This window comes from Enterobacter sp. LM3, from assembly GCF_046622475.1.
Lineage (GTDB): Bacteria > Pseudomonadota > Gammaproteobacteria > Enterobacterales > Enterobacteriaceae > Enterobacter > Enterobacter cloacae_P.
The window spans coordinates 168795-190921 of record NZ_JBJURN010000007.1; the positions used below are offsets into that span (position 1 = coordinate 168795).

Below are 22127 nucleotides of genomic sequence, written 5' to 3' on the forward strand. Positions count from 1 at the left end.
ATCAGGCCCCTTTACGGTGAATAGCGAAGCGGTTGGCGTATCCTTCCGGATCGGTGCCGTTCCAGACGGTACCGTCCATCAGGGTGCTGCTGCGATACGGTGACGACGGCGCGGTAATACCACCCACTGCCGTGGCGGCATCCTGCCAGACCGACGTCTGGTTAATGCGTTGTGCGATTGCCGCGTAGTCTGGCGCGGTTTTGAGCAAGCCCCAGCGACGAAACTGGGTTAAGAACCACATGCCGTCGGAGTGATACGGATAGCTGACGGCACCGTCGTTGAAGAAGCGGATCGGATGCGCATCCTGCCAGCGTTGACCAATCCCGTTGTCGTACTCGCCGAGCATCCGCCCGGTGAGATACTGCTCTTTGGTGTTCAGCCACGCCCGGCGAGAAAGGAGCTGCGCAGTTTCACGTTTGTTTTCCGGGGAGGCATCGATCCAGCGGGCGGCATCCAGCACCGCGCTGACCAGAGCCCGCGCGGTATGCGGATTTTTCTCTACCCAGTCACGACGCGTACCGAGAATTTTTTCCGGATGATCCGCCCAGACAGACTGGGACGTTGCAGCAGTGAACCCGATACGATCGTTAATGGCGCGTGCATTCCACGGCTCGCCGACGCAAAAACCGACCATGTTGCCAATGCGCATGTTCATCACCATTTGCGGGGGCGGAACCACCACGGTACGGATGTCGTCGAACGGATTAATGCCCGCGCTGGCCAGCCAGTAGTAGAGCCACATGGCGTGCGTCCCTGTCGGGAAGGTGTGCGCAAAGGTGTACGTCCCTGGAGCCTGTTGCCCGATCAGCTTTTTCAGCCCGTCGGGATCGCGAACCCCCTTCTCCGCCAGGTCACCTGAGAGCGTAATTGCCTGACCGTTCTGGTTGAGCGTCATCAGGTTCGCCATTGGCTGCGGCTTACCCGCAATGCCCAGTTCCAGCCCGTATAACAGGCCGTAAAGAATGTGTGCAGCATCCAGTTCACCGGCCACCAGTTTGTCGCGTACTGCCGCCCAGCTCGCCTCTTTCGTCGGTACAATGGTAATGCCGTATTTTTTATCGAACCCTTTCAGCGCCGCGATCGCCACCGGGGCGCAATCGGTCAGCGGGATAAACCCGATACGCACTGTCTCCAGCTCCGGTTTATCCGACCCTGCCGCCCACGCAGCCTGCATGACACCCGGTAACAACATTGCGCCACCCGCCAGCATGCTGGCCTGCAAAAACCGCCGTCTCGACACATCCGCCATGACCCACTCCTGAAAAAAAGACAAAAAAAAGCGCCCGACGGTGCCGGAGCACCGTTGGACGCCTTTATCCCGAAGACGCATGCACCGCCGTTGGCGCATCGTCAAAAATGGTTAATTTGTTAATGCAAAGGGAGTGCCAGTTTTTAACCCGCGGTTTTGCTGGTGGTTGCCAGAACGGGCACGCGTTGACGCACCTCAATCAGGCACAAAATGCCCACAACTTGTGCAACTACTCCTTTGGTGTTACCTGCCACAACGTCTTCACGGTAAGCAAAGCGCGGGCGATATCCACCATGCGCTGATTCTTGTCCATCGCCATTTTGCGCAGGGCAGTCCACGCCTGCTCTTCGCTCATACTCTGGTGCATCATCAGCACGCTTTTGGCTTTATCAATGGTTTTGCGCTCCTCGAGCGTATCGCGCAATGAAGCGAGCTGGCGGGAGAGTTGCTCTATTTCGCGCGCCTGCTGGCGAACCAGAGGTAGCAAGGGTTTATCCGGGTAATGCACAAGGGGATCGTCGTGCTCATCGGCCAGTACCGTAATGTCGTCGTCACTCTGGATGCGCTCATCCACTGCGATCATCAGATCGGCAATCGCCATCTCCTCCAGCGTGCGCAGGTGCTCAAGACGTGTCGTTTGCAGGGAAAACCAGTTCAGCGCGGTGTCACCGTTATCCGCGGCAGGCTGGCGGGTACAGGCCACGCGTCTGAGCTGTTCGATCTCACGCTCTGGCAGGCAGTTGAGGGCGAATGTGTTCTGCACGTCGGCATGGCTGTGCGACAAAAAAACCTCAAAACAGGCCTGCTGACCGTCAATGCGGTCAACCAGTCTCTGGCGGGTGTCATCATTAAAATTCCCCAGCGTGAAACCGATGGCACCCAGCGCCCGCTCTTGTCCCACCAGTTCTTTGCCCTGCATCAGGCTATAGAGCGCGACAAAACGGCCTGCAATTTGCGGATCGTCAATGCTGTCATTGAGCTGTGGCACGATACTGAGCAGATGGCGAAGCATGCGACAGTAGTGCTCCATCGCCTGCGGTGACGTGATGGTTTGCTTATTCACCCCGTCACGCAGGGCAGGCAGTATTTCCAGGCTGAGCAGTGCGCTGGCGATACGTTCGCAGACGGCACTGCCTGGCATTGGGGTGTGCTTTTCAAGCATGTCATAAAGCGCGGCGAGATTTTCATCCACCAGACCCCGGCTGGCTTTGCATTCAGGCGCGTACAGCTTACCCTGTGAGCAGAGCCAGACGTTAGATGCCCCACGCTCGCACTGTAGCATATGCACCAGCCGACTGATGCCGCTCACCAGCACACCCAACTGTGCCAGTTTGCTGAGCTGTTCCCGGCGCATCACTCTTGCGCGCTGGAACCATTCGGTTGCACCTGGCGTACTGCCAGCCATTAATGTCATGCTTACTCTCCCGGATAGCGAATCTCCGGAGAAATAAGCAATATTCGTGCCTTATCAAAGAACAGGAGTCAACATGCAGAAGATTGTGATCGTCGCCAACGGCGCGGCCTACGGCAGCGAATCCCTTTTTAACAGCCTGCGTCTGGCAATCGCACTGCGCGAACGGGAGAGCAACCTGGCGCTACGTCTCTTTTTAATGTCGGATGCCGTCACCGCCGGGCTGAAGGGGCAAAAACCCGCAGAAGGGTACAATATTCAGCAAATGCTGGAGATCCTGACTGCGCAAAATGTACCGGTCAAACTGTGTAAGACCTGCACCGACGGGCGCGGCATTACCGGGCTACCGTTGATTGAGGGGGTTGAAATTGGAACCCTCGTCGAGCTGGCAGAGTGGACGCTGGACGCCGATAAAGTATTAACATTTTAATAATAAATCCGAAAAAATATTATTTTCTTATGGACGCGGTTTCAGCATCAAGTTTACCTGCCAGGTTGCCGATAGGCATGAAAACAACACAGCAGGTATTTTACTTATGTTCAGATCCATTCGTGCACGCATCATTGCCGCGACGACAGGTTGTCTGGTCGTCGCGCTTCTTCTCAATACCGTTATAAACTTCCAGGTCACGCGCCAGGATAACCAGCAATCACAGCGTGATATTCTGAACAGCACCAGTGCCAGCCATAACATGGCGATTGCGGACTGGGTACACAGCAAAATGACGGTGATCGCCTCGGCGCAGACTGTTGCGCTGAGTGACGACCCGGTTCCGGTGTTTAAACAACTCGCCCAGGCGGGTGGGTTTACTAACGTTTATGTTGGCTATACCAGCAAAACGGCGAAATTCTCCGATCCCGCCGGTGTTCCTGCGGATTACGACCCTACCATTCGACCATGGTATCAGCAGGTAGTCAGCGCTGACGCCCCCGTCGTGACAGCGCCTTACGTTGATGCAGGCACCGGGAAACTGGTGGTGACCTTTGCCGTGCCGGTGAAAGAAAACGGCTCACTGAAAGCGGTCGTCGCCGGTGACGTAGCAATGGACAGCGTGGTGGCTAACGTGCGCGGGATCCATCCTACTCCGGCCAGCAGCGGCTTGCTCCTTGACAGCGATGGCACCGTCATTGCCGCGAACGATCCGGCCCTGACCCTGAAACCCTTTGGCGAAACCATCAAAGACACCGATTTTGCGGCCCTGAAAAGCGGTAACCCGGTTGACGGGTCGCTCAACGGTGTCGAAAAAACCTTCATCGCGACGGCGGTTCCGGGTACCCACTGGATGTTGATCGTGGCGCTCGACAACAGCGATGCCACCTCCGGCATGCGCTCGCTGCTGAAAGCGTCAGCACTGTCGCTGGTGATCCTGGCACTGTTGAGCGGTGCAATTGTTCACTTCCTGATTGCCCGTCTGCTCAAACGGTTGTCCGATATCCGCGACGCGATGAACAACATTGCTAACGGAACTAACGACCTGTCACAGCGTCTGCCAGATAACGGCGAGGATGAAGTGGCGCAAATCGCACATGCATTTAACGCCTTCAGCGATAAGCTCTCGGTGGTAATGGTTCAGCTGCGAGATGCCAGCGCATCGGTGAAAAACGCCGCACAGGAAATTGCCGCCGGTAACCAGGATCTCTCCGGGCGTACCGAGCAGGCCGCCTCCAGTCTGCGTGAAACCGCCAGCGCCGTCGAAGAGATCACCGCTTCGGTGACCCAGTCGAATGAGTCTGCGGCAGAAGCCAACGATCAGGCAAGCAAGGCCTCTGCGGCCGCCTCACGCGGTGGCGAAGTGGTATCTCAGGCCATCAGCACCATGCAGTCTATCGAAGTGGCGTCAGCGAAAATTGGCGATATTACCAGTGTAATTGACGGCATTGCTTTCCAGACCAACATTCTGGCACTGAACGCCTCGGTGGAAGCGGCCCGTGCCGGGGAACAAGGCCGTGGGTTTGCGGTGGTTGCGGGTGAAGTGCGTAACCTGGCCAGCCGCAGTGCTCAGGCGGCAAAAGAGATCAAAACGCTGATCGACTCCACCACCAACAGCGTGGCAACCGGCTCTCGCTACGTTCACCTGGCAGGGGAAAGCATGAATGAGATCCGCTCCAGCATCGGTAGCGTTTCGGGCATCATGCGTGAGATTTCCATTGCCACCAGCGAGCAGATGAAAGGTATTCACGAGATTAACCATGCGGTTACCCATCTCGACAGGATGGTACAACAGAATGCTGAGCTGGTGGTGCAATCCGCCGCTGCAGCCAGCGCCCTGCAAAGCCAGGCGGGTGACCTTGCTGAAACAGCCGGACATTTCCGCATTTAATTTTCTTCTGACGCGCGTTAGCCTGGTGAAACGCGCGTCAGCTGAAAGCTTTCAGGTGTTTTGTCATTTTTGTTTAAATGTTATGCCATTTTTTGATCAAAATCAGCATCCCACCCCCTCCCCTTTGGTGTTATGCAGTGAGTGAATTGTGAACAACATCACGCTCGGAATGGGTTGCAGGGAGAGCGTTGTTTAAGACGACGGGGTAAAAAATGGCACTGGTTAAAACAAGTTTGAAACTGTTTGGCGGGGATACAATAGTGGTTCGTTGCTCAGAGCGCTGCCGTATTCATCTGATGAGTTCAAAAGCGCAGCGGCAATCGCAGGCAGACATTCTGACCGTACAGGATGACAAAGCGTGGCTTACTGTGCCGTATACCGGCACATGGGATGTTCTGATTGACAGCCACAGCCAGTCGCTGGAGCATTCAGTCAGCTACGTTGCGGCATAATACACGAACGCCCGGTCTGCACGCTTGCAGCCGGGCGTATTATCAGGCAAAACCCGGGTGCAGCGGGTTATTCAGCACATTTCCTTCCAGCAGCGCTTTCACCTTCACCACCAGTTCATCCAGACAATCGTCCTTCATGCCGAGGCGCGTCAGTTCCTGATCGAGTGAAAAAAGATACTGTGCATTAGTACCCAGCGGCCCGCTGGCGGCAGCAATTAACGGAGCAATTACCTGCGTGCGGGTATCCGCTTCATACAGCGGATGGCGCGGATCCATAATAAACACCAGCGCATTGACGGTGCGACCGTCGTCAAGCTCCAGCTTGCACCAGCCTGGCATATAGCAGCCGGTGATCATCTCGCGCTTCCACAATAGCGTCAGCTCATCTTCCAGAGTTGCATCCGGCAGACGGTATGCCACGCCCGTGGTGCGTCCGCCCTCTTTCAGTGCAAGCATGCGTCCTGGCTGACAGGCACTTCCGCGCCCGGCGGTCAGGCGCAAACAAAATGCGCGGTGCCAGCCAGGGAGTGTACCTGTTGCTGATTCAATAAATTCCAGAGCCGGGTTCCACATCAGCGAACCGTAGCCAAAAATCCATACCGGGCCATCATCCGGGCGACACGCCAGCGTAGCAGCGAGCGATGCTGCACGTTGTTCAGCCGACCAGAGAAGCGATTCCTCAATAGCACCAAATGCCGTCTTACAATCTGCCTTCATTAAGAAATCACGCGTTAACACTTTACACCTCCGCCACTGCATGCTTCCTTGCGACATCTGTAATTCGCCTTCCCGGCATTATGTGCTGGTCATTTTGCCAGCAGTTAATTAACGATAAGCAATTCACAGGCCAGTTGCAATACAACGGAAGTTCAACCGCCTGAAAAGTCAAAACAAAGGCAGCTAATTATTTCATGGCGGGAAGCTCATTTGGCATGTTATCTGGTAACGTATACTTCATTTTATATAGTATCACTACGTCCTGTTTTCACTACTGAATAGCGCTTTCCTGTCGCTAATAAAGATTAAAATTATGAATTATTACAATCATTAATTGACTGTTATTTAATGTTTATTCATAAAAGAGTCGCTATTATGTCACTCTGAGTGGCAATGTCCTTATCAAGGTAAAATTAAGTAAAAATTAAAGGGAATTTAACAGAGTTCTGTTAGTTTAACGCCCTCAAAATTCTATCTATAATTACAAGCACCTGCATTGATGGAGAAGCACATGACAGCAACACACGAGGCGGTAAAGACCCGCCACAAGGAGACGTCTCTCATTTTCCCGGTTCTGGCGCTGGCGGTGCTGCTCTTCTGGGGAAGCAGTCAGTCACTGCCAGTGGTGGTTGGTATCAATATTCTCGCGTTGGTGGGGATCTTAAGCAGTGCCTTTAGCGTGGTACGCCATGCCGACGTCTTAGCCCACCGTCTGGGCGAGCCATATGGCTCATTAATTTTAAGTCTTTCCGTTGTTATTCTCGAAGTCAGCCTGATTTCCGCGCTAATGGCAACCGGGGATGCTGCCCCCACGCTAATGCGCGACACGCTCTATTCCATCATTATGATTGTAACGGGCGGTCTGGTGGGTTTCTCTCTGTTATTAGGTGGCCGTAAATTTGCCACCCAATATATGAACCTGTTTGGCATTAAACAGTATCTTATCGCCCTGTTCCCGCTGGCCATTATCGTGCTGGTCTTCCCGATGGCACTGCCTGGCGCGAACTTCACTACCGGGCAGGCCTTACTGGTGGCGCTGATTTCTGCGGCTATGTATGGCGTATTCCTGCTTATTCAGACCAAAACGCACCAGAGCCTGTTTGTATACGAGCATGAAGATGATAGCGACGACGACGATCCGCACCACGGTAAGCCGTCCGCCCACAGCAGCCTATGGCACACCGTTTGGCTCCTTGTGCATCTGATTGCGGTTATCGCCGTGACCAAGATGAACGCGAACCCGCTGGAGACACTGCTAACTGAGCTGAATGCTCCGGTGGCGTTTACCGGTTTCCTGGTGGCGCTGCTCATTCTCTCCCCTGAAGGGCTGGGGGCGCTGAAGGCGGTGCTGAGCAATCAGGTGCAGCGTGCAATGAACCTGTTCTTCGGCTCCGTGCTGGCGACTATCTCACTCACCGTTCCGGTGGTGACGCTGATTGCCTTTATGACCGGAAATGAGTTGCAGTTTGCGCTGGGCGCGCCGGAGATGATTGTGATGGTAGCGTCGCTGGTGCTGTGCCATATCTCTTTCTCAACCGGACGCACAAACGTGCTGAACGGTGCGGCACATATGGCGCTGTTTGTGGCGTATCTGATGACGATATTTGCGTAGTTTTCATCCGCTGCGGCCTGATGCCCTCACCCCAACTCTCTCCCTGTGGGGTGAAGGGTTCCCCAGTAAATTTATTATCCGAAGCGATGACGATTTTTTATGCGGAATAAATGACTTACAGCGATGCCTGGTCCGGCTGTAAATCGCTGAGGCGCTTCCTGCAGGCCGGGGCGAGGCGCATGGATGCGCCGAGAGGGCGGGCTTTACAGGGATGTTTCCTCCGCCCGTACCCGATAAGCCGAAAGGAATAAGCCGAAGGTACCGCGAAGCGGCGATTTACCGCCGGGAGCCCGGGTTGCCAGGGTGGTGGCGACTGAGCCACCCTGGCACGTTCACGGGTATTGTCGTTACAGAGTAGCAATCGACATAAAGTGAACGGAATCACCACCACTGCCGTATATTCCCCTCACCCTAACCCTCTCCCCAGAGGGGCGAGGGAATGGTGCACTGCCCGCATTCATTTGTGGGGAACCCTCAGCCCTGTGGGAGAGGGAGAAAACATAAAAAAACCCGCCGAAGCGGGTTTTTTTATTAGTTGCTGGTATCCAGCTCGTCGAAGCTTTTCACCAGATCGTCAATTGCTTTGATCTGTTTCAGGAACGGCTCCAGCTTGTCCAGCGGCAGCGCCGATGGGCCATCGCATTTCGCGTGAGCCGGATCAGGGTGCGCTTCAATGAACAGACCTGCCAGGCCAGTTGCCATACCGGCGCGCGCCAGTTCCGTTACCTGCGCACGACGGCCACCAGACGCTGCACCAAACGGGTCGCGGCACTGCAGGGCGTGAGTCACATCGAAGATCACCGGAGACTGGTTGGACACATTCTTCATCACGCTGAAGCCCAGCATATCCACAACCAGGTTGTCATAACCGAAGTTTGAACCACGGTCACACAGAATAACCTTGTCGTTACCCCCTTCGATAAACTTATCGACGATGTTACCCATCTGGCCAGGGCTTACGAACTGTGGTTTTTTCACGTTGATCACGGCACCGGTTTTCGCCATTGCGGCAACCAGGTCGGTCTGGCGAGCCAGGAACGCAGGAAGCTGGATCACATCCACCACGTCAGCCACTGGCTGCGCCTGCGCAGCTTCATGCACGTCGGTGATCACTTTCACGCCAAAGGTCTGTTTCAGCTCCTGGAAAATCTTCATTCCCTCTTCCAGGCCCGGGCCACGGTAAGAGTTGATAGAGGAGCGGTTGGCTTTGTCAAAAGAGGCTTTAAACACGTACGGAATGCCCAGCTTCTGGGTCACGGTCACGTAGTGCTCGCAAATGCGCATCGCAAGATCACGTGATTCCAGCACGTTCATGCCGCCAAACAGCACGAACGGCAGGTCGTTTGCCACGTTGATGTCACCAATGCTAACCACTTTTTGTTTCATAGGATCGCCTTATTCAGGTGTGAATCGGAATTAAGATTAATGCAGTGTAATTTGTTTGTGCGAGATCGCGTTGATCTGCGCGCGGATCATTTCGCTGATCGGGTCTTCCGGGCATTGCTCCACAAAATAGCTCAAATCATTCAGCGCCACATGCTCACAATCGAGCTGGGCATAGATAAGGCCACGATCGCGGATTTCGTACGGATCTTCCGGATTAAACTGCAGCAGCACTTCACTGGCACGCAGCGCCAGCTCCATCTGCCGCTCTTCCATCAGCGCAGACTTCAGCGTATCCAGCAGCTTGCGGATAACCTCTGAGTTATCGGCTTCGTCGAGATCTTCGTTGAAGAGTTCGGCCACCGGGCTGATATTACCTTTCAGCCACACGTCCAGCGTATGTTCATCCAGCGTGTCGCCATTAAATGGATTGATTAACCACATCTCGCCGTCCAGCCACTCCGCCCGCAGGATCATCTGCGTCGGGAAGATGACCGGCACCAGCGGGATATCCAGACGGTGTGCGACCCACAGCAAAATAGAACCCAGCGCCACAGCGCTGCCCTGACGATTTTTTAAGACCTGATCCAGCCATAATGCGTCAGACAGGCGATACACGCCACGCGTGTCGCAGAAACCCCATTCGCCGTAGAAAAGCTCAATAAGCTTCTCTAATTGCCAGTCCTGCGGGCGCGCCTGATTGATCTCTTCACGCGCCAGACTGACCAGATTTTCCAGCTCCGCGTAGACGTACTGCGACGTAAAATCGTCGCGGATCATCTCCGAAATCAGGATCATTCCATCGCAGAGCGGCACTTTGTTAAATTCGAAATCGGCTAAGGACTTCATGACTTACCCCAGTAACGGTATTCTTGTGGTGGCGAGTTTAATGATGATGTACAGCACCACCAGACCCAGCAGAAAGGCAATAAACCCGGTCTGCTGGCTGCGCGGACGACGACGCCCAAGCGCGATAAAACCCAAAACGATGTAGATGATAACGCCAAACAGCTTTTCAGTCAGCCATGTACCTTTATCAGTAAAAGGCAGATAGCCCGTCTTCCACATTAACCCGGCTCCAGAGAGAAACAGCACCGTGTCGATACAGTGCGGTGCAATTCGCACCCAGCGGACGTCAATCAGTGGATTATTGCTGTAGCGCCACCAGTACCGCACGATGAAAAAACCGATGGTCATCGCAACGGCGAGCAGGTGAACAGTTATCAGCACGGTAAACAGACTCATGACCACTGCCCCAGCGTCAGACGGTCATTGCCGCCGTAATCGCGGCAGGTTTCTACCGCGGCGTACCCTGCTTGCGTAAACAGAGCACGGACAGCTTCTCCTTGCGTCCAGCCATGTTCCACCAGCAGCCAGCCACCGGGAAGCAAATGTTGTCGTGACGTTGTCACAATGTGATCAAGATCGGCTAAACCTTCGTTGGCCGCAACCAGTGCCGTCAGCGGCTCAAAGCGAACATCTCCCTGCGCGAGGTGCGGGTCGTGTTCGTCAATGTAGGGAGGATTACTGACAATCATCTCAAACGCGCGGTTCTCAAGTGCGCTGAACCAGCTGCTTTGCAGCACCGTCACATTGCGGAATCCGAGGTGTTCGACATTTCGCTGTGCCAGTGCCACTGCGTCAGGCATCACGTCAACCGCCGTCACGTCGCAGTCCGGGCGTTCGCTGGCAAGCGCCAGCGCAATCGCGCCAGTACCGGTACCGAGATCGAGAATACGACAGTAGTTTGCCGGTAAACGCGCCAGCGCCTGCTCCACCAGACACTCGGTGTCCGGCCGGGGGATCAGGGTGGCGGGTGAGACAAACAGCGGCAATGACCAGAATTCACGCTCACCAACCAGATGCGCCACCGGCTCACCGGTTTTACGCCGGGCAAGCAGCGCGGTAAGTTGTGTTTCCTGTTCAGCAGTCAGCACCGTCTCGCCGAAGGCAAGCAGGTAAGTACGGGTTTTCCCCGTCACATACTCCAGCAAAATTTCAGCGTCGCGTTTAGGGCTTTCACTTTCAGAAAGCGCACTGGCGGCATGGCGTAACCAGTGTTGAAAATCCATTATTCCTGCTCGGACAATGCCGCCAGCTGGTCGGCCTGATATTCCTGCACGATAGGCTCAATCAGCATATCGAGTTTACCTTCCATCGTTTCATCCAGACGGTATAACGTCAGGTTGATGCGGTGGTCGGTCACGCGCCCCTGTGGGAAGTTATAGGTGCGGTTACGATCGCTACGATCGCCACTGCCCAGCAGGTTACGACGGGTAGACGCTTCCGCCTGCTGGCGTTTTGCCACTTCGGCGGCACGAATACGCGCCCCGAGCACGGAGAGGGCTTTGGCTTTGTTTTTGTGCTGGGAACGTTCATCCTGGCACTCAACCACAATGCCGGTTGGCAGGTGGGTAATACGGATTGCGGAGTCGGTGGTGTTAACGTGCTGACCACCCGCCCCTGAGGAACGGAAGGTATCAATGCGCAGATCCGCCGGATTGATGTCCGGCAGTTCCGCTTCCGGCAGCTCAGGCATGACCGCCACCGTACAGGCGGAAGTGTGGATACGTCCCTGTGATTCGGTAGCCGGAACGCGCTGTACGCGGTGACCACCGGATTCAAACTTCAGACGGCCGTACACGCCGTCGCCGCTGATCTTGGCAATCACCTCTTTGAAACCGCCATGCTCGCCTTCGTTGGCGCTCATGATTTCCACGCGCCAGCGACGCGCTTCCGCGTAACGGCTGTACATGCGGAACAGATCACCCGCAAACAGCGCCGCTTCGTCACCGCCGGTACCGGCGCGGACTTCCACGAAGGCGTTACGTTCATCGTCCGGATCTTTTGGCAGCAGGAGCACCTGGAGCTGTTGCTCCATCTCTTCTGAACGCGTTTTCGCGTCCAGCAGCTCTTCCTGCGCCATTTCACGCATTTCAGGGTCGTCGAGCATCATCTGCGCGGTTTCAATATCTTCCTGGACCTGTCGCCAGTCGGTAAAGCATTTTGCAACATCACTTAACTGCGCGTACTCACGCGACAGTGCGCGAAAACGTTCCTGGTCTGCAATAGTCCCGGCATCACCGAGCAGCGCCTGTACTTCTTCATGACGCTCATGCAGAGCTTCCAGTTTGGCGACGATAGAAGGCTTCATAGGCGTAAATGCACCTTGTAATAGAAAATGGGTATAGCGCGCTATTCCAGCCCGAGGCTGTTGCGCAGAATAGTCAGGCGTTCATCGTCCCCGTCCCGGGCAGCCTGCTGGAGAGATTTGGTTGGTGCATGGATCAGGCGATTGGTCAGTTTCCAGGCCAGATCCTGCAGAATGGCTTGTGCGTCGCCGCCCTGTTCAAGGGCCGCCAGCGCTTTGGCAGTCAGGTCATCACGCACCTGCTCTGCCTGCCCGCGGTAATCGCGGATAGTCTCGCTGACGCTTTGCGCGCGCAGCCAGGCCATAAATTCGCTGGTTTCCTGCTCAACGATGGTTTCCGCCTGAACCGCCGCCGCTTTACGCTGGGCAAGGTTGTGCGAAATGATGCTTTGCAGGTCATCCACGCTGTAAAGATAGGCGTTAGCCAGTTTGCCGACTTCAGGCTCGACATCACGCGGGACGGCGATATCCACCAGCAGCATCGGCTGATTACGACGGGACTTCAGCGCTCGTTCCACCATCCCTTTGCCAATAATGGGCAGCGGGCTGGCAGTTGAACTGATAATAATATCCGCCTCTTTCAGGCGTTCATCGATGTCGCTCAGCGCAACCACCTCTGCGCCCACTTCGTCCGCCAGCACCTGCGCACGTTCGCGGGTACGGTTAGCGATAATCATCTTTTTCACCTTGTGCTCACGCAGATGGCGCGCCACAAGCTCGATGGTTTCGCCTGCGCCAACCAGCAACACGGTGACAGTCGACAAGGATTCAAAGATTTGACGCGCGAGGGTACAGGCCGCGAAAGCAACAGAAACCGCACTGGCACCAATGTCGGTTTCGGTTCGCACACGCTTTGCCACAGAGAAAGACTTCTGGAACATACGCTCCAGTTCGCTGGCTTTCAGGTGTCCTTTTTGTGAATCTGCAAACGCCTTCTTCACCTGACCGAGAATTTGTGGTTCGCCCAGCACCAGTGAATCCAGCCCGCTGGCCACCCGCATCAGATGGCTGACCGCATCGTTGTCCTGATGCCAGTACAGACTGGTGCGCAGCTCTTCTTCATTGAGATTGTGGTAGTCACATAACCAGCGGATAAGCGCTTCATGCAGGTTGTCCTGCTCTTCCACGCTTAAGTAAAGCTCGGTACGGTTGCACGTCGAGAGTACCACGCCGCCCTGCACCATCGGCTGTGCAAGCAGGCTATCCAGCGCCAGGTCGAGCGTATCCGGCGAAAACGTTACGCGTTCTCGCAGCGAAACCGGGGCTGTTTTGTGGTTAATACCGAGTGCTAATAGGGTCATGTTGAGCGGGAGTAGTACCAGCGTTAATAAGGTTAGCAAGATGCATCATACAGGATGCGCGAGATCAATAAAAGAGACTGCACCCTTTCGGAGTAATAGGTTATACAACGCTTTGAGATAATTTGAACGTAGACGGTGGCACCCTTCAACGCTAGCATTAACAGTTATAACTGCAACGTATCTCAAGGATTTGTCATCATTATGACCCGACTGATTCGCCTGCTGCCTCTGGCGGCGCTGGTTCTGACCGCGTGTTCAATCACCCCACCCAAAGGCCCAGGTAAAAGTCCTGACTCGCCGCAGTGGCGTCAGCACCAGCAAGATGTGCGCAATTTAAGTCAGTATCAGACCCGTGGTGCCTTTGCTTATCTGTCTGACGAGCAAAAAGTGTATGCGCGATTCTTCTGGCAGCAAACGGGTCAGGACAACTACCGTCTGCTGCTGTTAAACCCGCTGGGCAGCACCGAGCTGGAGCTTGTCGCCAAACCAGGTGAAGCGCAGGTAACCGATAACAAAGGCCAGCACTACACGGCCACCGATGCCGAAGAGATGATTGGCAAGCTGACCGGTATGCCAATCCCGCTGAACAGTTTGCGCCAGTGGATCCTTGGCCTGCCGGGTGAGGCGACCGACTACACCCTCGACGATCAGTACCGTCTGAGCCAGGTGAACTACGCTCAGAACGGCAAAACCTGGAAAGTGGTGTACAACGCCTATGACAGCAACAGTAAACCGTCGCTGCCATCCAATATGGAGCTGACGCAGGGCAGCCAGCGCATCAAGCTGAAAATGGACAACTGGATCGTTAAATGATGACCCACTGGCCCTCTCCTGCAAAACTGAACCTGTTTTTATACATCACCGGGCAGCGTGCTGACGGTTACCACACCCTGCAGACGCTATTTCAGTTTGTCGATTATGGCGACACCATCTCCATTGAGCTGCGCGATGACGGCCAGATTTGCCTGCTGACGCCCGTTGAAGGTGTCGCGCACGAAGACAATCTGATCGTTCGCGCCGCGCGACTGCTGATGAAAGCGGCAGCCGACACGGGTCGGTTACCTGCGGGGAGCGGCGCGGATATCCGCATTGAGAAGCGTCTGCCGATGGGCGGTGGTCTGGGTGGTGGTTCGTCGAACGCGGCCACCGTGCTGGTTGCACTGAACCATCTCTGGGGCTGCGGGTTGTCGAAAGACGAGCTGGCGGCCTTAGGGTTAACGCTGGGTGCTGATGTGCCGGTGTTTGTGCGCGGCCATGCCGCTTTCGCGGAAGGGATTGGCGAAATCCTCTCCCCGGTTGAACCGCCGGAAAAATGGTATCTGGTTGCCCACCCGGGTGTCAGCATTCCAACCCCGGTTATCTTCAAAGATCCTGACCTGCCACGAAATACTCCGGTGCGGTCAATAGAAACGTTATTAAATTGTGAATTCAGCAACGATTGCGAGGATATCGCAAGAAAACGTTTTCGCGAGGTTGATGCAGTGCTTTCCTGGCTGTTAGAATACGCGCCGTCGCGCCTGACTGGTACAGGGGCCTGTGTCTTTGCTGAATTTGACACCGAATCCGCCGCTCGTCAGGTGCTTGAGCAAGCGCCGGTTTGGCTGCATGGTTTTGTAGCACGCGGGATGAACACCTCCCCACTACAGCACGCCATTCTGGCGCAGACTGAGTTTCGGTGACAACGTCACCCTGTTCCAGACGTTGCATCGCGCTCATTAATACACCGCCTGGATAGTTTTCGCCTGGCCCGCACAGTTTTTGGCGAAGGTTATCCACCACTGGACGCATGCCTGAGGTTCTTCTCGTGCCTGATATGAAGCTTTTTGCTGGTAACGCCACCCCGGAACTAGCACAACGTATTGCCAACCGCCTGTACACTTCCCTCGGCGACGCCGCCGTAGGTCGCTTTAGCGACGGCGAAGTCAGCGTACAAATTAACGAAAATGTACGCGGTGGTGATATTTTCATCATCCAGTCCACCTGTGCTCCAACAAACGACAACCTGATGGAATTGGTTGTTATGGTCGATGCGCTGCGTCGTGCTTCCGCAGGCCGTATCACTGCTGTTATCCCTTACTTTGGCTATGCTCGTCAGGACCGTCGCGTTCGTTCCGCGCGTGTGCCTATCACGGCCAAAGTTGTCGCTGACTTCCTGTCCAGCGTCGGTGTTGACCGCGTTCTGACCGTTGACCTGCACGCAGAGCAGATCCAGGGCTTCTTCGACGTTCCGGTTGATAACGTATTCGGCAGTCCAATCCTGCTGGAAGATATGCTGCAGCTGAACCTGGACAACCCAATTGTGGTTTCTCCGGACATCGGCGGCGTAGTACGTGCACGTGCTATTGCTAAGCTGCTGAACGATACCGACATGGCCATCATCGACAAACGCCGTCCGCGTGCTAACGTTTCTCAGGTGATGCACATCATCGGTGACGTGGCTGGCCGCGACTGCGTGCTGGTTGACGACATGATCGATACCGGCGGTACGCTGTGTAAAGCAGCCGAAGCGCTGAAAGAACGTGGTGCCAAGCGCGTGTTCGCTTACGCGACTCACCCGATCTTCTCCGGCAACGCGGTGAATAATCTCCGTAACTCCGTTATCGACGAAGTGGTAGTGTGCGATACCATCCCGCTGAGTGATGAGATCAAAGCACTGCCAAACGTACGTACGTTAACCCTGTCCGGGATGCTGGCCGAAGCGATTCGTCGTATCAGCAACGAAGAATCCATCTCTGCAATGTTCGAGCACTGATCGAACACGGCCAAAAAACCCGCTGCGGCGGGTTTTTTTGTCTCTGGTATTTATTTGTATGACTAATGCCTCCTTCACCTGCCATTCACATGACAGATGATGCGCACACGGATAATAGATAATTGTGAAAAATATAGCTTCCTCACATGTTCTGCCCTTTCGCGCCCTCATCGACGCTTGCTGGAAAGAGAAATACACCTCGTCACGTTTTGTCCGTGACCTTATTGCCGGGATCACCGTCGGTATTATCGCCATCCCGCTGGCGATGGCACTGGCGATTGGCAGCGGCGTTGCGCCGCAGTACGGCCTGTATACCTCGGCCGTCGCCGGGATTGTGATTGCACTGACGGGCGGTTCTCGCTTCAGCGTGTCCGGCCCGACGGCCGCCTTTGTGGTGATCCTCTATCCGGTATCCCAGCAATTTGGTCTGGCAGGCCTGCTGGTTGCTACGCTGATGTCCGGCGTCTTTTTAATTTTGTTCGGTCTGGCCCGCTTTGGCCGGTTGATTGAATATATCCCCCTTTCCGTGACGCTGGGGTTCACATCCGGTATTGGTATCACCATCGGGACGATGCAAATCAAAGATTTCCTGGGCCTGCAGATAGCCCACGTCCCTGAGCACTACCTGCAAAAAGTCGGGGCGCTGTTTATGGCGCTGCCAACCGCCAACCTGGGCGATGCCGCCATCGGTATTGTTACGCTAGGGACGCTTATCGTCTGGCCCCGTTTAGGCATTCGCCTGCCGGGTCACCTACCCGCACTTCTGCTGGGCTGCGCGGTGATGGCTATTGTTAATTTACTCGGCGGGCATGTGGCCACCATTGGCTCGCAGTTCCACTATATTCTGGCAGATGGATCACAGGGCAGCGGCATTCCACAGCTGTTGCCGCAGCTGGTTCTGCCGTGGGATATGCCCGGCTCCAGCTTTACGTTGAGCTGGGATTCACTGCGTGCCCTGCTTCCTGCCGCATTCTCTATGGCGATGCTGGGGGCGATTGAATCCCTGCTCTGCGCCGTGGTACTGGACGGTATGACCGGCACCAAACATAAAGCGAACAGCGAACTGGTCGGCCAGGGTTTAGGTAACCTCATTGCACCGTTCTTCGGTGGCATCACGGCAACGGCGGCGATTGCCCGTTCTGCGGCAAACGTGCGTGCGGGGGCAACGTCCCCCGTGTCAGCGGTGATCCACTCCGTACTGGTGATCCTTGCTCTGCTTATTCTTGCGCCTCTGCTCTCGTGGCTCCCGCTCTCCGCAATGGCGGCTTTGCTGCTGATGGTCGCCTGGAACATGAGTGAAGCGCATAAGGTGGTTAATCTTCTGCGTCGCGCGCCGAAAGACGACATCATCGTGATGCTCATCTGTATGTCCCTGACCGTCCTGTTCGACATGGTTATCGCCATCAGCGTAGGCATCGTGCTGGCATCGCTGCTGTTTATGCGCCGCATTGCAAAGATGACTCGCCTTTCTCCGGTTAACGTTGAGGTGCCGGACGATGTGCTGGTGCTGCGCGTGATAGGCCCGCTGTTCTTTGCTGCTGCCGAAGGTCTGTTTAGCGATCTGGAGTCCCGTATCGCGGGTAAACGCATTGTGGTGCTGAAGTGGGATGCAGTACCGGTGCTGGATGCCGGCGGGCTGGATGCCTTCCAGCGCTTTGTTAAGCGCCTGCCAGAAGGCTGTGAGCTGCGGGTGAGTAACCTGGAGTTTCAGCCGCTGCGCACGATGGCACGCGCGGGTGTGCAGCCGATCCCTGGCCGCCTGACCTTTTATCCGAACCGCGACGCCGCGTTAGCCGACCTGTGATTGGCCTGATGCAGAGAAACGTCTCTGCATCATCACGCCTATCGCCTGCTGTAGCCACCCGAGCACGGCAGGCGTCATCCACGTTCCCTTCATCAGATGTGGCTCCTGCTGCATGGCGATGCGAAATTTCTGCTGTGTTTCAGGGTTCGTTCCCGCATATGACTGGAACAATGCCAGCCAGTTTTCAGCAAGACGTTGCGCTGCATCAGACGTTGGATCCAGATCTTCGCGCTGCGCCTGGTGCAGTTTCGCCACCAGCGGCGGCCACTCCAGCATGCGGTCAAAATAGTGTGCCCGGGTAAAGGCCATCTCCTCCGGTGACAGATAGTTCTGCCAGATGATGAGTTTTGATTCCGCAAACGCCCGCGTAATGTAATCGGTCATCTCCGCGGTGATCCCCGTCTGTTCCCGCATCTGGGGCTCAGCACAGTGCATCTCGTTCAGACGAGTGAGAAATTCCGGCTTGCCTGCCGTATCCTGCTCCAGACGCACCATCCAGCGCGTAGCCAGATCCATCGCTCGCGGGTCAGAAACCTCAACGCTCAGTTCCTGCAGGGTTTTCACCTCCGTAACCAGCCCTGACCAGATGGCCGCCAGCGCATCTTTTTGCACAGCAAATGGCAACTGCTGTAATTCCTCTTTACTAAACCAGCGATCGTACATATTCATGAACTCCAGAGTCTGTAGCCAGGATTCCAGATCGGGAGCCTCACCGGTGGAAAGCCCGGCACGTAAATCAACAAGTCTGTCGCGTAGCGTGTCAATGCTGCGCAACTGCTTTTCCAGCAAGCTGATTTGTGCATCGAGCAATCCGGCTAACGGGAGTGACTCCTGCTCCAGAAAATCCCTGATTTCAGCAAGTTCCAGCCCTGCTTTTGCCAGCGCCTGAATCATAAGCAGACGTTGCACATCCGCCAGATTATAGAGCCGGTAACCTGCCGCACTTCTGGCCGAAGGGAGCAATACCCCTGTTTGCTCGTAGTGATGCAACGTTCGCACGGTGATCCCGGCACGTTTTGCCAGTTCCCCTACCTGAATCAACATAGCTGCTCCTTTTCTTTGCCAGTGATGCAACTCTGGAGCCTTACGTTACGTGAGGGTCAACCCATCATGCAAAAAAAAAAAACGACTCCATCTGGAGCCGTTTCGGTGTTCTTTATGTTAACGCACTAGCTGTGCTTATGCTGGTCACGGCGGCAACGTTTATCAAAGTGGCGCACCCACCAGTATCTGTCACTGACCTGCTCATGGCCGCTCACGCGCGCCCCTGCGAGCCACAATACCGCCCCCACAAAGATGCTCAGTACCGCGCCATGCGCGAAGTATTGTGGAAGGTCAAGCTGCGGCAATTGGTTTAAAATAGAATACCCCACACCGGCTACCATCACGAACAGCCCCAACCCCATCAGCACGTTACCGAGTAACGAAGCGTTTCTGCGTTTCATATGTCACCTCCGGAACTTTGGGTTGTAAGGGGAAAAGCCCCTGATCCTTGTGTGTAAAGTATAGACAACACTGCTTTTATGAGTTGCGTGAATGATCACAATAATGGGCAACGCTGGAACAAAAGTTTACAAATAAGCAACTGAACAGATTGAAATTCTAATGGTTCAACTCAGTAATTATTCGTATTTTGCCGTTCCGGTTGCAGAATTTTGTCAAGCGGCTCGCCAGACAGTAAACTACGCGCCAGATCTGGAACCCATTAGGAATTGAATCGTGACGATTAAACTGATTGTCGGTCTAGCCAACCCGGGCGCTGAATATGCTGCCACTCGCCATAATGCCGGTGCCTGGTACGTTGACCTGCTGGCCGAACGGTTACGTGCTCCCCTGCGTGAAGAACCGAAATTCTACGGGTATACCTCACGTATCAACCTTGCCGGTGCCGATGTGCGTCTGCTGGTGCCAACCACGTTCATGAACCTGAGCGGTAAAGCCGTTGCGGCAATGGCGACGTTTTATCGCATCAACCCGGATGAAATTCTGGTTGCCCACGATGAGCTTGACCTGCCTCCTGGCGTTGCAAAGTTCAAGCTGGGTGGTGGTCATGGCGGTCACAATGGTCTGAAAGACATCATCAGCAAACTGGGCAATAACCCTAATTTCCACCGTTTGCGCGTAGGAATCGGCCATCCGGGCGATAAAAACAAAGTTGTCGGTTTTGTGCTGGGTAAACCTCCGGTTTCTGAACAGAAATTAATTGACGAGGCGGTAGACGAAGCGACACGTTGCACCGAAATCTGGCTGAAAGAAGGCTTAACCAAAGCAACAAACCGCTTACATGCCTTCAAAGCGCAATAATCCACGCAATACGGCTTTTTTACCGCGCGGCCTGCGGGTTACGTGTATAATGGGCGTAGTTATTTACTTTTCTTCAATCGGTTATCACTAACGGATTGATTATCAAGACATTAAGGTGATTTAGAAATGGGATTCAAATGCGGTATCGTCGGTCTGCCAAACGTTGGCAAATCCACCCTGTTCAACGCGCTCACCAAAGCAGGTATTGAAGCGGCAAACTTCCCGTTCTGTACCATTGAGCCGAACACCGGTGTTGTACCTATGCCCGATCCGCGTCTGGACCAGCTCGCGGAAATCGTTAAGCCGCAGCGCATTCTGCCTACCACAATGGAATTCGTGGATATCGCGGGCCTGGTTAAAGGCGCGTCCAAAGGGGAAGGTCTGGGTAACCAGTTCCTGACCAACATCCGTGAAACCGAAGCTATCGGTCACGTTGTGCGTTGCTTCGAGAACGACAACATTATCCACGTAAACAACAAAGTGGATCCGGCTGACGATATCGACGTAATCAACACCGAACTGGCGCTGTCTGACCTGGACACCTGTGAACGCGCTATTCACCGCGTACAGAAGAAAGCCAAAGGTGGTGACAAAGACGCGAAAGCAGAACTGGCCGCGCTGGAAAAATGTCTGCCGCAGCTGGAAAACGCAGGCATGCTGCGCGCGCTGAAAAACCTGACCGAAGAAGACAAAGCGGCAATCAAATACCTGAGCTTCCTGACCCTGAAGCCAACCATGTACATCGCCAACGTCAACGAAGACGGTTTTGAGAACAACCCGTACCTGGACAAAGTACGTGAAATCGCTGCGGCTGAAGGTTCTGTGGTTGTGGCCGTTTGCGCCGCCGTTGAATCTGATATCGCAGAGCTGGACGACGCTGACCGTGAAGAGTTCATGGCCGAGTTGGGTCTGGAAGAGCCTGGTCTGAACCGCGTGATCCGCGCAGGCTACGAGCTGCTGAACCTGCAGACCTACTTCACCGCAGGTGTAAAAGAAGTGCGTGCATGGACCATCCCTGTTGGCGCAACAGCGCCACAGGCGGCGGGTAAAATCCACACCGACTTCGAGAAAGGCTTCATCCGTGCGCAGACTATCGCGTTTGAAGACTTCATCACCTACAAGGGTGAACAAGGCGCGAAAGAAGCAGGCAAGATGCGTGCGGAAGGGAAAGATTATGTCGTTAAAGATGGCGACATCATGAACTTCCTGTTTAACGTTTGATTTGTTTTGCATGTATGAAAAATCCACGCTTTGGCGTGGATTTTTTCCGTTATACTAAACTAGTGTTTCATCAATGGGTCAAAAAACCTTATAACATAAATATATTATTACTTTCTTTGTCCATATCTAAACTCCCCAACGCCCCAAGATCTAAAGAATAAATTTCATCAGTTCCCTTGCGAAAATTCAAAAAATAACCTAAGTCACCATCTTGACCAATCAATAAAAAGTCAGGTTCAACATCTTGAATTGTGTATGTAGCATTTCTTTCAAGTAAATCAAAACAATTGAATACATAAAGCTGGTCCCCATTTGCTCGTTGAATTTCATAAGAGTCAGTGTCCTTGACGTTCTCTATCATAAAGCGCTTATATTCAGAAGGTAAGGACATATGCATGAGTTTTTCAACTTTATTCAACTGATCAATTACATCCTGCTTTTCCATATCG

General features: G+C 54.5%; 22 protein-coding genes. 10 read left to right on the forward strand and 12 right to left on the reverse strand.

The window, feature by feature from the left end; translation table 11 throughout:
- Position 1 precedes the first annotated feature (1 nt).
- Complete coding sequence (locus ACJ9N4_RS10820; protein WP_182919937.1) at positions 2-1249, reverse strand: CmpA/NrtA family ABC transporter substrate-binding protein; 1248 nt, start codon at positions 1247-1249, stop codon at positions 2-4.
- 229 nt (positions 1250-1478) lie between these two features.
- Positions 1479-2663, reverse strand: coding sequence for a nitrate regulatory protein NasR (gene nasR / locus ACJ9N4_RS10825; RefSeq protein WP_182919936.1), 1185 nt, complete (start codon positions 2661-2663; stop codon positions 1479-1481).
- Positions 2664-2736: 73 nt separating this feature from the next.
- On the opposite strand from nasR, the gene ACJ9N4_RS10830 reads away from it, so the two are divergent.
- The 3 genes from ACJ9N4_RS10830 (at position 2737) to ACJ9N4_RS10840 (ending at position 5433) form a co-directional block, all read left to right on the forward strand.
- Positions 2737-3090, forward strand: coding sequence for a DsrE/DsrF/TusD sulfur relay family protein (locus tag ACJ9N4_RS10830; protein WP_182271703.1), 354 nt, complete (start codon positions 2737-2739; stop codon positions 3088-3090).
- Positions 3091-3196: 106 nt separating this feature from the next.
- Positions 3197-4981 carry a methyl-accepting chemotaxis protein gene (locus ACJ9N4_RS10835; RefSeq protein WP_182271704.1) on the forward strand — a complete coding sequence of 595 codons (1785 nt, stop codon included), beginning with the start codon at positions 3197-3199 and terminating at the stop codon, positions 4979-4981.
- A gap of 212 nt (positions 4982-5193) precedes the next feature.
- Positions 5194-5433 (forward strand): DUF1883 domain-containing protein, encoded by a 240-nt coding sequence (locus ACJ9N4_RS10840; protein ID WP_182271705.1) that lies wholly within the window; start codon positions 5194-5196, stop codon positions 5431-5433.
- Positions 5434-5475: 42 nt separating this feature from the next.
- On the opposite strand, the gene ACJ9N4_RS10845 is transcribed toward ACJ9N4_RS10840, so the two are convergent.
- Entirely contained in the window at positions 5476-6171 is a 696-nt protein-coding gene (locus ACJ9N4_RS10845) for a gamma-glutamylcyclotransferase (RefSeq protein WP_182919935.1), read from the reverse strand.
- A gap of 490 nt (positions 6172-6661) precedes the next feature.
- Between ACJ9N4_RS10845 and chaA the strand changes: the two genes are divergently transcribed.
- Complete coding sequence (gene chaA / locus ACJ9N4_RS10850) at positions 6662-7762, forward strand: sodium-potassium/proton antiporter ChaA (RefSeq protein ID WP_182919934.1); 1101 nt, start codon at positions 6662-6664, stop codon at positions 7760-7762.
- Between the two features lie 531 nt (positions 7763-8293).
- Here chaA and kdsA read toward each other — a convergent pair.
- The 6 genes from kdsA to hemA are packed head-to-tail and all read right to left on the reverse strand — an operon-like array spanning position 8294 to position 13597.
- Entirely contained in the window at positions 8294-9148 is an 855-nt protein-coding gene (gene kdsA, locus ACJ9N4_RS10855) for a 3-deoxy-8-phosphooctulonate synthase (protein WP_182271709.1), read from the reverse strand.
- Positions 9149-9184: 36 nt separating this feature from the next.
- The gene (gene sirB1, locus ACJ9N4_RS10860) at positions 9185-9994 is read right to left on the reverse strand and encodes an invasion regulator SirB1 (RefSeq protein WP_182919933.1); all 810 of its coding nucleotides are present in this window, start codon (positions 9992-9994) and stop codon (positions 9185-9187) included.
- Positions 9995-9997: 3 nt separating this feature from the next.
- A complete protein-coding gene (sirB2, locus tag ACJ9N4_RS10865; protein ID WP_411500468.1) occupies positions 9998-10390 on the reverse strand; it encodes an invasion regulator SirB2 in 393 nt (130 codons plus the stop codon).
- Positions 10387-11217, reverse strand: coding sequence for a peptide chain release factor N(5)-glutamine methyltransferase (gene prmC, locus ACJ9N4_RS10870; protein ID WP_411500469.1), 831 nt, complete (start codon positions 11215-11217; stop codon positions 10387-10389). The genes sirB2 and prmC overlap by 4 nt, the downstream gene beginning before the upstream one ends.
- Entirely contained in the window at positions 11217-12299 is a 1083-nt protein-coding gene (gene prfA / locus ACJ9N4_RS10875) for a peptide chain release factor 1 (protein ID WP_182271713.1), read from the reverse strand. The genes prmC and prfA overlap by 1 nt, the downstream gene beginning before the upstream one ends.
- 41 nt (positions 12300-12340) lie before the next feature.
- Positions 12341-13597 carry a glutamyl-tRNA reductase gene (gene hemA, locus ACJ9N4_RS10880; RefSeq protein WP_182274527.1) on the reverse strand — a complete coding sequence of 419 codons (1257 nt, stop codon included), beginning with the start codon at positions 13595-13597 and terminating at the stop codon, positions 12341-12343.
- A gap of 201 nt (positions 13598-13798) precedes the next feature.
- Here hemA and lolB point away from each other — a divergent pair, with 201 nt between their 5' ends.
- From lolB to dauA, 4 genes are all read left to right on the forward strand, one after another.
- Positions 13799-14410: a lipoprotein insertase outer membrane protein LolB gene (lolB, locus tag ACJ9N4_RS10885; RefSeq protein WP_182271714.1), complete on the forward strand. Its 612-nt coding sequence runs from the start codon at positions 13799-13801 to the stop codon at positions 14408-14410.
- A complete protein-coding gene (gene ispE, locus ACJ9N4_RS10890) occupies positions 14407-15276 on the forward strand; it encodes a 4-(cytidine 5'-diphospho)-2-C-methyl-D-erythritol kinase (protein WP_182271715.1) in 870 nt (289 codons plus the stop codon). The genes lolB and ispE overlap by 4 nt, the downstream gene beginning before the upstream one ends.
- 125 nt (positions 15277-15401) lie before the next feature.
- Complete coding sequence (gene prs / locus ACJ9N4_RS10895) at positions 15402-16349, forward strand: ribose-phosphate diphosphokinase (protein ID WP_003856663.1); 948 nt, start codon at positions 15402-15404, stop codon at positions 16347-16349.
- 124 nt (positions 16350-16473) lie between these two features.
- Positions 16474-18153, forward strand: a complete 1680-nt coding sequence (gene dauA, locus ACJ9N4_RS10900) for a C4-dicarboxylic acid transporter DauA (RefSeq protein ID WP_196390074.1) — start codon at positions 16474-16476, stop codon at positions 18151-18153.
- Here the strand turns inward: dauA and ACJ9N4_RS10905 are convergent.
- Both ACJ9N4_RS10905 and ychH read right to left on the reverse strand, forming a co-directional pair.
- Positions 18139-19197: a MerR family transcriptional regulator gene (locus tag ACJ9N4_RS10905; protein WP_196390075.1), complete on the reverse strand. Its 1059-nt coding sequence runs from the start codon at positions 19195-19197 to the stop codon at positions 18139-18141. The genes dauA and ACJ9N4_RS10905 overlap by 15 nt on opposite strands.
- 125 nt (positions 19198-19322) lie before the next feature.
- Positions 19323-19598 carry a stress-induced protein YchH gene (ychH, locus tag ACJ9N4_RS10910; RefSeq protein ID WP_182271718.1) on the reverse strand — a complete coding sequence of 92 codons (276 nt, stop codon included), beginning with the start codon at positions 19596-19598 and terminating at the stop codon, positions 19323-19325.
- Between the two features lie 274 nt (positions 19599-19872).
- Here ychH and pth point away from each other — a divergent pair, with 274 nt between their 5' ends.
- Positions 19873-20457 (forward strand): aminoacyl-tRNA hydrolase, encoded by a 585-nt coding sequence (pth, locus tag ACJ9N4_RS10915; RefSeq protein ID WP_182271719.1) that lies wholly within the window; start codon positions 19873-19875, stop codon positions 20455-20457.
- A gap of 126 nt (positions 20458-20583) precedes the next feature.
- On the forward strand, positions 20584-21678 hold the full coding sequence (gene ychF / locus ACJ9N4_RS10920) for a redox-regulated ATPase YchF (RefSeq protein WP_182271720.1): 1095 nt from the start codon (positions 20584-20586) through the stop codon (positions 21676-21678).
- Positions 21679-21766: 88 nt separating this feature from the next.
- Here the strand turns inward: ychF and ACJ9N4_RS10925 are convergent, their stop codons facing one another.
- Positions 21767-22123 carry an SMI1/KNR4 family protein gene (locus ACJ9N4_RS10925; protein ID WP_182919931.1) on the reverse strand — a complete coding sequence of 119 codons (357 nt, stop codon included), beginning with the start codon at positions 22121-22123 and terminating at the stop codon, positions 21767-21769.
- Positions 22124-22127: the final 4 nt, after the last annotated feature.